Consider the following 11912-nt stretch of genomic DNA (forward strand, 5'->3'; position numbering starts at 1 on the left):
CGCCCGGTTACATTCCGAACCCGGAAGCTAAGCCTTACAGCGCCGATGGTACTGCAGGGGGGACCCTGTGGGAGAGTAGGACGCCGCCGAACAATCTTTGGAAGGACCCCTGGTCACCAGCGTTCAGCTGGGACCAGGGGTCCTTTTGTATTTAAGCTTGCAGTACCGAAGACAGGAGTCACCGATGTCCACCAACTCTCCCGACGACCGACCGGAGCGCGATCAGCGGCGACGGGAGAGTGGCGAACGCTCTGACCGTGGTGGCCAGCGTGGTGGCCCTCGTCGAGGCGATGACCGCGACCGCGGTTTCCGCAGGGACGGTGACCGTCCGGCCTTCCGTCGCGACGACCGTGACCGTGGTGGAGACCGTGACCGAGGCTTCCGACGCGACGACCGCGCCGGTGGCCGGCCGGAGCGCGGCAGCTTCCGTGGACGTGATGACGACCGTGGTGGGTACCGCGGCCGTGAGGACCGTCGTGACGACCGCAGGGACGACAGCCGGGGCGGCGACCGGGATCGTGGGGGCTACCGCCGTGACGACAACCGCGGTGACCGTGGAGGTTTCCGCGGCAGGGATGACAACCGCGGTGACCGAGGCGGATACCGCGGCCGCGATGACCGTGACGACCGTGGTGGCTTCCGGCGCGACGACAGCCGGAGCGGTGACCGTGGCGGTTTCCGGCGTGATGACCGGCGCGACGACCGGGGTGAGCGGGGCGGTTTCCGCCGCGAGGACAGCCGTGGCGGTGACCGGGGCGGTTTCCGGGGCCGTGACGACAGCCGGCGCGACGACCGTGGCGGTTTCCGGCGGGACGACAGCCGTACCGCAGACCGCGGTGACAGCCGTGGCGAGCGCGAGGGCTTCCGACGCGATGACCGTGGTGACCGTGGCGGTTTCCGGCGTGATGACCGGGGTGAGCGGGGCGGTTTCCGGCGCGACGACCGGGGTGAGCGGGGCGGTTTCCGCCGCGAGGACAGCCGTGGCGGTGACCGGGGCGGTTTCCGGGGCCGTGACGACAGCCGGCGCGACGACCGGGGTGGCTTCCGGCGGGACGACAGCCGTACCGCAGACCGCGGTGACAGCCGTGGCGAGCGCGAGGGCTTCCGACGCGATGACCGTGGCGGCTTCCGGCGTGATGACCGGCGTGATGACCGGCGCGACGACCGGGGCGGTTTCCGCCGCGAGGACAGCCGTGGCGGTGACCGGGGCGGCTTCCGTGGCCGTGACGATCGTGGCCGTGACGACCGGGACCGGGGCCGTGGCCCTCGCCGTGACGACCGTGGCGGAAGGCCCGGTGGCTACCGTGGACGGGACGACCGGCCCGGCGGCGGACGCTTCCGCGACGACCGGGACCGCGACCGCGAGCCGATCAAGCGGCTGCCGATCCCCGAGGACGTCACGGGCGAGGAGATCGACAAGGACGTACGGCAGGAACTGCAGAGCCTGCCCAAGACCCTCGCGGAGGACGTCGCCAAGAACCTGGTGATGGTCGCCCGGCTCATCGACGAGGACCCCGAGGGTGCGTACGGCTACTCCAGGGTGGCCCTGCGACTGGCCTCGCGTGTCGCCGCCGTTCGGGAGGCCGCCGGATTCGCCGCCTACGCCAACCAGAAGTACGCCGAGGCGCTCGCCGAGTTCCGGGCCGCGCGGCGGATGACCGGGACGGTGGAACTGTGGCCCCTCATGGCCGACTGCGAGCGCGGACTCGGGCGGCCGGAGAAGGCGCTGGACATGGCCGGGGCGCCCGAGGTGCAGAAGCTGGACAAGGCGGGACAGGTCGAGATGCGGCTCGTCGCGGCCGGCGCCCGGCGTGACATGGGGCAGTTGGACGCGGCGATCGTGACCCTGCAGAGCTCGGAGCTGGCGTCCCACTCCGTGCAGCCGTGGACCGCGCGACTGCGGTACGCCTACGCGGACGCGCTGCTCGCGGCCGGCCGGAGCGGTGAGGCACGGGAATGGTTCGCCAAGGCCGTGGAGGCCGACCGCGACGGCAGCACCGACGCCTCCGACCGGCTCGCCGAGCTGGACGGTGTGGAGTTCACGGACGCCCTCGACGAGGACGCGCCCGCCGAGGACGCCCCCACCCAGCAGGACACGCAGGACAAGCAGGACGCGCAGGACGACAAGGACTGACGTCAGCGACCCGCATCGACGACGAAGGGGCGGGCCTCCCGGTGAGGCCCGCCCCTTCGTCACACGTCGAGCGCCCGCAGCACCAGACCGGAAGCCGGCTTCGGGCCGAACGACGTCGACTTGCGCGGCATCGTGACACCCTGCCGGGCGAGATCGCGGACGACGTCCTCGTGCACCGGATGCATCAGCACCCCCGTGCCGCCGTCGCGTTCCGCCTTCTCGACCGTGGCCGCCGTGTCGTGGATGTACGCGATGTGCGCGGGGGAGTCGGGGACGCGCCACACGTGGTCCAGGAGCGTGGAGTGCAGGACCGTCGCGTCCAGGGTGCGCCAGGCCGGCGGGCGGTCCACCGGGACCGTGCGGGCCAGCAGCGCGGGATCCGGGCGGTCGACGAGGTGGAAGGCGCCGTCACCCGCGAGGAGGAAGGCGTTGCCCGCCTCGGACGCTTCGGCCAGGGCGTCCATGGCCCGGGACAGCGGCACGTCGAGGTGCCGGACCCGGAAGCGGCCGTCGAGGGCCGCCACGGCGTCCCGGACCGGCAGGGCGTGCAGCAGACGGTGGATGGCACGCACGCGCAGCGGATAGCGTGCCGTGTCCACGAGAAGCACCAGTCCGTGGTCCCAGGGACCGGGGGAGGTGTGCTCCGTGCGCAGGCGGCGGTAGGTGGCCCAGCGGTGGTGGCCGTCGGCGATGAGCGCCTGGTGGCAGGCGAGTTCCTGCCCGATCGCCGCCAGGACGGCGGGGTCGGTGACGGACCACAGACGGTGGTGGAAACCGTCCTCCGTGGTGGTCGCCAGCAGCGGACGCTGCCCGGCCGTGCGCTCGATCACTTCGGCCGTGACGGTCGCCGCGCCGTCGCCGCGGTAGGTGAGCAGCAGCGGTTCCAGATTGGCGGACGTGGCCCGCATGAGGTCCGCGCGGTCGGCGACGATGTGCGGCATGACGTCCTCGTGCGGCAGCACGAGCTGCTCGTCCGGGTCGGACACCCGCAGCAGGCCGATGATGCCGCGCTGCACCATGCCGTCGTCGCGCTGTTCGTAGACGTACAGGCCGGGGTCGGGGTCGGCGGCGAGGACGCCCTCGGAGCGCCAGCGGCGCAGCGTCTCGGCCGCCTGGGCGTTGCGGGCCCCGGGTGTGGCGGCCTCGGGGAGGATCAGCCGGACGATGTTGTAGGGGTCGGCGGACTGGAGGTGGTGCAGGCCGTCGGGGCGGACCACGACGTCGTACGGCGGGGATGTCACGGCGGCCAGGCTGCCGACCCGGTCGGGGTCGTAGCGAAGGCCTCGGAACGGGGTGAGTTCCAGGCCTCGGGGCGCCCTTGCCTTCGAGTGACCTGCAGTGTTCATCCCGGCATCGTACGGGTGTCGGTGGCATGGGGGATGATCGGGGGAAAGCCGTCGAACGAGGAGCGATGCGGAATGAGCCGGAGCGTCAGGACGAGGCCCGAGGGCAGTGGGCAGGCCCTGAACGAGGCGTACGACACGGCGCTGCTCGACCTCGACGGTGTGGTCTACGCGGGCGGCAACGCGATCGTCCACGCGGTCGCGTCGCTCGCCACGGCTCGTGACGGCGGTATGCGCCTCGCCTACGTGACCAACAACGCCCTGCGCACCCCGGACGCCGTGGCGGCGCACCTGACCGAGCTGGGGATACCGGCGGAGGCCGGCGACGTCGTCACCTCCGCCCAGGCGGTGGCGCGGCTGATCGCCGAGCAGGTGCCGGAGGGCTCCCGGGTGCTGGTGATCGGGGGTGAGGGGCTGCGGGTGGCGTTGCGTGAGCGCGGGCTGGTGCCGGTGGAGTCGGCGGACGACGACCCGGTGGCGGTCGTGCAGGGGTACGGCGGGCCCGAGCTGCCGTGGGGCCGGTTCGCGGAGGCGTCGTACGCCGTCGCGCGTGGAGTGCCGTGGTTCGCGTCCAACACCGACCTGACCATTCCCAGCGGGCGGGGCATCGCCCCGGGCAACGGCGCGGCGGTGGAGGTCGTCCGTATCGCCACGGGCGCCGAGCCGCAGGTCGCGGGCAAGCCGCTGCCGCCGATGCACCGGGAGACGATCCTGCGGACCGGTGCGGCACGGCCCCTGGTGGTGGGGGACCGGCTGGACACGGACATCGAGGGGGCGTTCAACGGCGAGGTGGACTCGCTGCTGGTGCTCACCGGGGTGACGGACGGGGCGCTGCTGCTCGCCGCGCCGCCGCAGCACCGGCCGACGTACGTCGACGGCGACCTGCGGGGGATGCTCACCGGGCAGCCGGAGGTCGCCGCGGCCGGCGACGGGTTCCGGTGCGGTGGCTGGACGGCGACCGCGGGGACCACGGAGCTGGAACTCGACGGCGACGGTGGTGCGCTGGACGGGCTGCGTGCCCTGTGCGCGGCGGCGTGGACGGCCGCCGGTGTGGGGGTGTGCGAGCTGGACGGCGGGAAGGCGCTGGCCCGGCTGGGGTTGTGAAACACCCCGTGCCACCAGGGAAATGACGTCCACGGATCGTGATCCAATAGCAGGGTAGGCTAACCTAACCGGGTGTTGGTCGAGAGTCCCCCCGAACAGCGCGCGGAGACCGCTCCCGCGCCCCCGAACCGCCGGGCGATACGCGTCGTCGGGCTGCTCGTGTCCGTCGTGATCCTGGTGCTCGTCGCCCTGGCGAGCATCGCGGTCGGGGCGAAGGAGCTGTCCCTGGAGCAGGTGTGGCACGGTCTGTTCCACGCGTCGGGCACCTTCGGTGACGTCGTCGTCGCGGACCGGTTGTCCCGCACCGTCCTGGGGCTGCTGGCCGGCGCCGCGCTCGGCCTGGCGGGGGCGGTGCTCCAGGCACTGACCCGCAACCCGCTGGCCGATCCCGGGCTCCTCGGCATCAACGCGGGCGCGTCCGCGGCCGTGGTCACTGCCATCACCTTCTTCGGCGTCACCTCCCTCGCCGGATACGTGTGGTTCGCGTTCTTCGGCGCGGCGGCCGTGGGCGCGCTGGTGTGGTTCCTCGGCGGCAGCAGGGGCGCGACCCCGGTGCGGCTCGTGCTCGCCGGTACGGCCATCAGCGCGGCGTTGTTCGGCTACCTCCAGGCCATCATGATCCTGGACGAGGCGGCGCTCGGCCGGATGCGGTTCTGGACGGTGGGCTCGCTGGCCTCCGGGAGCGACGAGGCCATCCGGCAGGTGGTGCCGTTCCTGCTGTCCGGTTCGCTGCTGGCGCTGGCGCTCGCCCGGCCGCTGAACGCCATGGCGATGGGCGACGACACCGCGAAGGCCCTGGGTGCCGACCTCAACCGCACCCGGGCGCTGTCCATGCTGGCCGCGACCGTGCTGTGCGGGGCCGCGACCGCCGCCTGCGGGCCGATCATGTTCGTCGGTCTGATGGTGCCGCACGTGGTGCGTTCCTTCACCGGGCCCGACCTGCGCTGGATCCTGCCGTACGCGGCGATCCTGTCGCCCGTGCTGCTCCTCGGCGCCGACGTCCTCGGCCGGATCGTGGCCCGGCCCGCCGAACTGCAGGTCGGCATCGTCACCGCGATCCTCGGCGGCCCGGTCTTCATCTTTCTCGTACGACGGCGGAGGACGGCCCAGCTGTGAAGAAGACCAACCGCGCGGTGCGGACACCCGGCGGCCTCTCGGTGCGGCTGGACGCGCGTGCCTTCGCCGTCACCGTCCTGCTGCTGGCCGTGGCGCTCGCCGCGAGCGTCGTACTGATCGGCACCGGCGACTTCCCGATCCCCGCCGCCGACGTGATCAGGACCCTCCTCGGCGAGGGCGACGCCGGCCAGGAGTTCATCGTCAACGAACTGCGGCTGCCGCGGGTCCTGGTCGGGCTGCTGGTCGGCGCCTCCCTCGGCCTCGGCGGCGCGCTGTTCCAGGCCATCTCCCGCAACCCGCTGGGCAGCCCCGACGTCCTCGGCCTCGGCCAGGGCGCGACGGCCGGCGCCCTCACGATGATCGTGCTGTTCTCCGGCAGCGCCAACCAGGTCGCCCTCGGCGCGCTCGCCGGGGGCCTGGCGACCGGGTTCGCCATCTACGTCCTCGCCTGGAAGCGGGGTGTGCACGGCTACCGGCTGGTCCTGGTCGGCATCGGCGTCTCCGCGATCGTCACCGCGGTCAACGGCTACCTGCTGACCAAGTCCGACATCGTGGACGCCGCCCGCGCGGTCGTCTGGATGACCGGATCCCTCGACGGCCGCGACTGGGACCAGGTCTGGCCGCTGCTCGCCCTGTGCTCCGTGCTTCTGCCGCTGGTCCTCGTCAACTCCCGCGGGCTGAAGATGATGGAGATGGGCGACGACGTCTCCTACGCCCTCGGCGTGCGCGTGGAGCGCGTACGGCTGCTGCTGATGCTGTCGGCGGTGCTGCTCACCGCGTCCGCCACCGCCGCCGCCGGACCGGTCAGCTTCGTCGCGCTCACCGCGCCGCAGCTCGCCCGGCGGCTGACCCGTTCGCCGGGCCCGAACCTGGTGGCGTCGCTCTGCATGGGCGCGGCCCTGCTGGTCAGCGCCGACTGGATCTCACAGCGGGCGTTCGGCGCCGACCAGCTGCCCGTCGGCGTCGTCACGGGTGTGCTCGGCGGTGTCTACCTGTTGTGGCTGCTGGTCACCGAACGCAGGGCGGGCCGGATATGAGCGACGGCAGCACCCACAGCAGCGGGACGAACCACCGAAGGAGCACCGTGAACCGACTGTCCGCCGAGAACGTCACCCTCGCCTACGACCAGCGGGTCATCGCCGAACAGCTGTCGGTGGAGATACCGGACAACTCGTTCACGGTGATCGTCGGCCCCAACGCGTGCGGCAAGTCGACCCTGCTGCGTGCCCTGTCACGGATGCTCAAGCCGGCCGAGGGACGGGTCCTGCTCGACGGGCAGGTCATCCAGTCGCTGCCCGCGAAGAAGGTCGCCCGCACCCTGGGACTGCTGCCCCAGTCGTCGATCGCCCCCGACGGCATCACGGTCGGCGACCTGGTCGGCCGCGGCCGCTACCCGCACCAGGGGCTGCTGCGCCAGTGGTCCGCCGAGGACGAGCGGGTCGTCCAGGAGTCCATGGCCGGCACCGGCGTCGCCGAGCTGGCCGAACGCTACGTCGACGAACTCTCCGGCGGTCAGCGCCAGCGCGTGTGGATCGCCATGGCCCTGGCCCAGCAGACGCCGCTGCTGCTGCTCGACGAGCCGACCACCTACCTGGACATCCAGCACCAGATCGACGTCCTCGACCTCTGCGCCGACCTGCACGAGGAACACGGGCGCACCCTCGTCGCCGTCCTGCACGACCTCAACCACGCCGCCCGCTACGCCACCCACCTCATCGCCCTGCGCGGGGGGAAGGTCATCGCCCAGGGCGCACCGAACGACATCGTCACCGCGGAGCTGGTGGAAGAGGTCTTCGGAATGCGCTGCCAGGTCATCGACGACCCCGAGACCGGTACCCCGCTGGTGGTGCCGGCGGCCCGCACGGCACGGTCGAGGCGCACGGCGCGGAAGGTCGGAGTCACAGGAGCTTCCTGAGCTGGAACAGGTCGCGCAGTCCGGCCTCCAGCCGGACGCGGCCCGAACCCCACGCCCGGGCGAAGTGCAGCTCGCCACCGACCAGGGCCACCAGGTCGTCGCCCGTCATCGCCAGCCGTATCTGCGCCCTCTCGCGCGGCGGGCCGGGGAACGTGTCGCGCACATGGATCCGGCCGCCTTCGAGCCGGCCGGCGAAGGTGACGTCCAGGTCGGTGATGTGGCAGCTCACCGAGCGGTCCATCGCCGCGGCCGCGCGAACGTCCCCGTGGGCGCCGCGCATGCTGTCCGAGAGCTCTTCGAGTGCGGCACGGCACTCCTCGATCGTGGCCATCGCGGACGACGGTACCGCAGCCGCACGCGATAGCGTCGGGGCATGAACGACGCAGCGCCGGAGGCCGGGGCCCCGCGGCCGGACCTCGAGGAGCCGGAGCACACCGGGCCGCGGGCACCCGACGACGCCCCCGCCGCCCCCGCCCCCCTGGACGTGCCGCGCACCCCCACCGGGCATGCGGACGTCGACGCCCACGTGGAGCGGCTGGCCGACGCCGACCACCTCACCACCGACGGCCACCTCGGGGTGTACGAGGATGTACACCGGGGACTGCGCGACGCGCTCACCGCGCTCGACGCCCGCCAGGGGCCCCCGCCGGAACACGTACACAGGAGCTGAACCCACCGTGGCAGGAGTCGCACGCCGCCGTCTCGACGCGGAGCTGGTCCGCCGTAAGCTCGCACGCTCACGCGAGCACGCCAGCCAGCTGATCGCCGCCGGGCGGGTCAGCGTCGGCAGGACGGTGGCGACCAAGCCCGCCACACAGGTGGAGACCGCCGCCGCGATCGTCGTCGCCGAGGACACCGGTGACCCGGACTACGTCTCGCGCGGCGGCCACAAGCTGGCGGGCGCCCTGGAGGCGTTCGTGCCCCGCGGGCTGGTCGTCGCCGGACGGCGGGCGCTCGACGCCGGCGCCTCCACCGGCGGTTTCACCGACGTCCTGCTGCGGGCCGGGGCCGCGCACGTGGTCGCCGTGGACGTCGGATACGGACAACTCGCCTGGTCTCTCCGCAACGATGAACGCGTCACCGTCAAGGACCGTACGAACGTACGGGAGTTGACGCTCGAGGCCATCGATGGGGAGCCTGTGGATCTTGTCGTGGGGGATTTGTCGTTCATCCCGCTCGGGCTGGTGCTGCCCGCCCTGAAGCGGTGCGTGAAGCCGGACGCCGACCTGGTGATGATGGTGAAACCGCAGTTCGAGGTCGGCAAGGAGCGGCTCGGCAGCGGCGGGGTCGTGCGCAGCCCGCAACTGCGTGCCGAGGCCGTGCGCTCGGTGGCCGAGCGGGCCTGGGAGCTGGGCCTGGGGGTGCGTGGCGTGACGGCGAGTCCGCTTCCCGGCCCCTCGGGGAATGTCGAATACTTCCTGTGGCTGCGGTCCGGCGCTCCGGCACCGGACCCGGCCGATGTTGACCGTGCTGTGGCGGAGGGGCCGAGTTGACGCAGAACCGAGCTCGTACTGTTTTCCTGCTGGCCCACACCGGACGGCCCGCGGCCATCCGCAGCGCCGCGCTCGTGGTCGGGGGCCTGCTGCGCTCCGGTCTCGGGGTGCGGGTCCTGGAGGACGAGGCCCGCGACCTGCCGCTGCCGGACGACGTGGAGACCGTCAAGGAGGGCACCCCCGAGTGCCTGGACGACTGTGAGCTGCTGATCGTGCTGGGCGGCGACGGCACGCTGCTGCGCGGCGCCGAGTTCGCCCGTGCCTCCGGGGTGCCCATGCTGGGCGTCAACCTCGGGCGGGTCGGGTTCCTCGCCGAGGCCGAGCGGGACGACCTCGACAAGGTCGTCGACCGGGTGGTGAACCGGGCGTACGAGGTCGAGGAGCGGATGACGGTCGACGTCGTCGTGCACCGCAACGGTGACATCGTGCACACCGACTGGGCGCTGAACGAGGCGGCCGTGCAGAAGGTGTCCGCCGAGCGGATGCTGGAGGTCGTGCTGGAGATCGACGGACGTCCGGTGACCGGGTTCGGCTGCGACGGGATCGTCTGCGCCACCCCGACCGGATCCACCGCGTACGCCTTCTCCGCGGGCGGGCCCGTGGTGTGGCCGGAGGTCGAGGCGCTGCTGATGGTGCCGATCAGCGCGCACGCGCTGTTCGCGAAGCCGCTGGTGACCTCGCCGGACTCGGTGCTGGCGGTGGAGATGCTGCCGCACGTCCCCCCGGGCGTGCTCTGGTGCGACGGGCGGCGGACCGTGGAGCTGCCCGTCGGCGCGCGGGTGGAGGTGCGCAGGGGGGCGGTGCCGGTGCGGCTGGCCCGGTTGCACCACGCCTCGTTCACCGACCGGCTGGTCGCGAAATTCGCCCTGCCGGTGTCGGGGTGGCGGGGTGCGCCGCACTAGGGCCCGGACAGGCCCCGGCGGTGCCGGAGGGGTGGTGTCGCGGCGTCGGCGGCGGCGCGTTGTCCGTGGCTGTTCGCGCGGGGCCCCGCGCCCCTGAGGGACGACCACTCCCCCGGGTGACACAGGCGGGCCGGTCGCACTCGCGGGCTTCGACCTCGTAAGGTCGGGTGCGTGCTTGAGGAGATGCGGATACGGTCGCTCGGGGTCATCGACGACGCTGTGGTCGAGTTGTCGCCCGGCTTCACCGCCGTCACGGGTGAGACGGGCGCGGGCAAGACCATGGTGGTCACCAGCCTGGGCCTGCTGCTGGGCGGGCGGGCGGACGCGGCGCTGGTGCGGATCGGGGCGAAGAACGCGGTCGTCGAGGGACGGATCGCCGTGCCCGAGGGCGCCGCCGCCGTGGTACGCGCCGAGGAGGCCGGGGCCGAGCTGGACGACGGGACGCTGCTGGTCAGCCGCACCGTCTCCGCCGAGGGGCGCTCACGGGCGCACCTCGGCGGGCGGAGCGTGCCGGTGGGACTGCTCGCGGAGCTCGCCGACGACCTCGTGGCCGTGCACGGGCAGACCGACCAGCAGGGGCTGCTGAAGCTGGCCCGGCAGCGGCAGGCCCTCGACCGGTACGCCGGATACGCGGTCGCCGTGCCGCTCGGCAAGTACGGTGAGGCGTACAAGCGGCTGCGGGCGGTCACCACGGAGCTGGAGCGGATCACCACGCGCGCGCGTGAGCGGGCCCAGGAGGCCGACCTGCTGCGCTTCGGGCTCGAGGAGATCGCCGCCGTGGAGCCCCGCGCGGGCGAGGACGTGGAGCTGGCGGAGGAGGCGGAGCGGCTCGGGCACGCCGAGGCGCTGGCGTCCGCCGCCGCGCTCGCCCACGCGGCGCTCGCCGGTAACCCCGAGGATCCCGAGAGCGTGGACGCCGGGACGCTCGTCGCGGGCGCCCAGCGGGCCCTGGAGGCCGTGCGGGCGCACGATCCGGCGCTGGCCGCGCTGACCGACCGGATCGGGGAGATCGGCATCCTGCTGCGCGACGTCGCCGGGGAGCTGGCGGGGTACGCCGACGACCTGGACGCCGATCCGCTGCGGCTGGCCGCGGTCGAGGAGCGGCGGGCCGCGCTCACCGGACTGGTCCGCAAGTACGGCGAGGACGTCTCCGCCGTCCTGGCGTGGGCCGAGCGGAGTGCCGCGAGGCTGACCGAGCTGGACGGCGACGACGAACGGATCGGGGAACTGACCGCCGAACGCGACGCGCTCCGCGGCGAGCTGGGCGTGCTCGCCCAGGAGCTGACCGACGCGCGGACCGAGGCGGCGGAGCGGTTCGCGGCGGCCGTGACCGCGGAACTGGCCTCGCTCGCGATGCCGCACGCGCGGGTGTCGTTCGACATCCGCCAGACCGAGGACCCGGAGGGCGTCGAGGTCGGCGGGCGCACGGTCGCCTACGGACCGTCGGGGGTGGACGAGGTCGAGCTGCTGCTGGCCCCGCACCCCGGTGCGCCGCCCCGGCCCATCGCCAAGGGGGCGTCGGGCGGTGAGCTGTCGCGCGTGATGCTGGCCGTTGAGGTCGTGTTCGCCGGGACCGACCCGGTGCCGACGTACCTCTTCGACGAGGTGGACGCCGGAGTGGGCGGCAAGGCGGCGGTTGAGATCGGGCGGCGGCTCGCGCGGCTGGCGAAGACGGCGCAGGTCGTGGTCGTCACCCACCTGCCGCAGGTGGCGGCGTTCGCCGACCGGCAACTGCTGGTGGAGAAGACCAACGACGGGTCGGTGACCCGGTCCGGGGTGAAGGTCCTCGAAGGCGAGGACCGCATCCGGGAGTTGTCCCGCATGCTGGCCGGCCAGGAGAACTCGGAAACGGCCCGCGCGCACGCGGAGGAACTGCTGGAGACGGCTCGGGCGGACGCCTGACCA

The 11912-nt window shown here is 73.1% G+C and carries 12 protein-coding genes and 1 rRNA gene; 11 read left to right on the top strand and 2 right to left on the bottom strand.

Annotated features, from left to right (window positions below):
* From rrf to ACZ6A9_RS21850, 3 genes are all read left to right on the top strand, one after another.
* Nucleotides 1-92: ribosomal RNA gene (rrf, locus tag ACZ6A9_RS21840) — 5S ribosomal RNA — on the top strand; the annotation flags it as partial.
* Nucleotides 93-257: 165 nt separating this feature from the next.
* Nucleotides 258-1487 carry a hypothetical protein gene (locus ACZ6A9_RS21845; protein ID WP_468988679.1) on the top strand — a complete coding sequence of 410 codons (1230 nt, stop codon included), beginning with the start codon at nt 258-260 and terminating at the stop codon, nt 1485-1487.
* Nucleotides 1379-2134, top strand: coding sequence for a tetratricopeptide repeat protein (locus ACZ6A9_RS21850; protein ID WP_468988636.1), 756 nt, complete (start codon nt 1379-1381; stop codon nt 2132-2134). The genes ACZ6A9_RS21845 and ACZ6A9_RS21850 overlap by 109 nt, the downstream gene beginning before the upstream one ends.
* Nucleotides 2135-2193: 59 nt before the next feature.
* Here the strand turns inward: ACZ6A9_RS21850 and ACZ6A9_RS21855 are convergent, their stop codons facing one another.
* Nucleotides 2194-3480, bottom strand: coding sequence for a DUF1015 domain-containing protein (locus tag ACZ6A9_RS21855; protein WP_468987831.1), 1287 nt, complete (start codon nt 3478-3480; stop codon nt 2194-2196).
* Nucleotides 3481-3552: 72 nt separating this feature from the next.
* On the opposite strand from ACZ6A9_RS21855, the gene ACZ6A9_RS21860 reads away from it, so the two are divergent.
* The 4 genes from ACZ6A9_RS21860 to ACZ6A9_RS21875 all read left to right on the top strand — a co-directional run bounded on the left by ACZ6A9_RS21860 (nt 3553) and on the right by ACZ6A9_RS21875 (nt 7612).
* A complete protein-coding gene (locus ACZ6A9_RS21860) occupies nt 3553-4581 on the top strand; it encodes an HAD hydrolase-like protein (RefSeq protein ID WP_468987832.1) in 1029 nt (342 codons plus the stop codon).
* A 72-nt stretch (nt 4582-4653) separates the two neighbouring features.
* Complete coding sequence (locus ACZ6A9_RS21865; protein ID WP_468987834.1) at nt 4654-5697, top strand: FecCD family ABC transporter permease; 1044 nt, start codon at nt 4654-4656, stop codon at nt 5695-5697.
* Nucleotides 5694-6734: a FecCD family ABC transporter permease gene (locus ACZ6A9_RS21870; RefSeq protein ID WP_468987836.1), complete on the top strand. Its 1041-nt coding sequence runs from the start codon at nt 5694-5696 to the stop codon at nt 6732-6734. The genes ACZ6A9_RS21865 and ACZ6A9_RS21870 overlap by 4 nt, the downstream gene beginning before the upstream one ends.
* Nucleotides 6731-7612, top strand: coding sequence for an ABC transporter ATP-binding protein (locus tag ACZ6A9_RS21875; RefSeq protein WP_468987838.1), 882 nt, complete (start codon nt 6731-6733; stop codon nt 7610-7612). The genes ACZ6A9_RS21870 and ACZ6A9_RS21875 overlap by 4 nt, the downstream gene beginning before the upstream one ends.
* Here the strand turns inward: ACZ6A9_RS21875 and ACZ6A9_RS21880 are convergent.
* Complete coding sequence (locus ACZ6A9_RS21880; RefSeq protein ID WP_468987839.1) at nt 7596-7943, bottom strand: sterol-binding protein; 348 nt, start codon at nt 7941-7943, stop codon at nt 7596-7598. The genes ACZ6A9_RS21875 and ACZ6A9_RS21880 overlap by 17 nt on opposite strands.
* Nucleotides 7944-7985: 42 nt before the next feature.
* On the opposite strand from ACZ6A9_RS21880, the gene ACZ6A9_RS21885 reads away from it, so the two are divergent.
* The 4 genes from ACZ6A9_RS21885 (at nt 7986) to recN (ending at nt 11909) form a co-directional block, all read left to right on the top strand.
* Nucleotides 7986-8282 (top strand): hypothetical protein, encoded by a 297-nt coding sequence (locus ACZ6A9_RS21885; RefSeq protein ID WP_468987841.1) that lies wholly within the window; start codon nt 7986-7988, stop codon nt 8280-8282.
* Between the two features lie 7 nt (nt 8283-8289).
* Complete coding sequence (locus ACZ6A9_RS21890; protein ID WP_468987842.1) at nt 8290-9105, top strand: TlyA family RNA methyltransferase; 816 nt, start codon at nt 8290-8292, stop codon at nt 9103-9105.
* Nucleotides 9102-10007, top strand: a complete 906-nt coding sequence (locus ACZ6A9_RS21895) for an NAD kinase (RefSeq protein WP_468987844.1) — start codon at nt 9102-9104, stop codon at nt 10005-10007. Before ACZ6A9_RS21890 ends, ACZ6A9_RS21895 begins: the two co-directional genes overlap by 4 nt.
* A gap of 183 nt (nt 10008-10190) precedes the next feature.
* Nucleotides 10191-11909: a DNA repair protein RecN gene (recN, locus tag ACZ6A9_RS21900; RefSeq protein ID WP_468988639.1), complete on the top strand. Its 1719-nt coding sequence runs from the start codon at nt 10191-10193 to the stop codon at nt 11907-11909.
* Nucleotides 11910-11912: the final 3 nt, after the last annotated feature.

This window comes from Streptomyces sp. NPDC041124, assembly GCF_055592385.1.

What these genes read in the sequence shown, in the direction of transcription:
- ACZ6A9_RS21860 (WP_468987832.1), top strand. Translation starts at nt 3,553, where the DNA reads ATGAGCCGGAGCGTCAGGACGAGGCCCGAGGGCAGTGGGCAGGCCCTG.
- ACZ6A9_RS21885 (WP_468987841.1), top strand. Translation starts at nt 7,986, where the DNA reads ATGAACGACGCAGCGCCGGAGGCCGGGGCCCCGCGGCCGGACCTCGAG.
- ACZ6A9_RS21880 (WP_468987839.1), bottom strand. Translation starts at nt 7,943, where the DNA reads ATGGCCACGATCGAGGAGTGCCGTGCCGCACTCGAAGAGCTCTCGGAC.
- ACZ6A9_RS21855 (WP_468987831.1), bottom strand. Translation starts at nt 3,480, where the DNA reads ATGAACACTGCAGGTCACTCGAAGGCAAGGGCGCCCCGAGGCCTGGAA.
- recN (WP_468988639.1), top strand. Translation starts at nt 10,191, where the DNA reads ATGCGGATACGGTCGCTCGGGGTCATCGACGACGCTGTGGTCGAGTTG.
- ACZ6A9_RS21875 (WP_468987838.1), top strand. Translation starts at nt 6,731, where the DNA reads ATGAGCGACGGCAGCACCCACAGCAGCGGGACGAACCACCGAAGGAGC.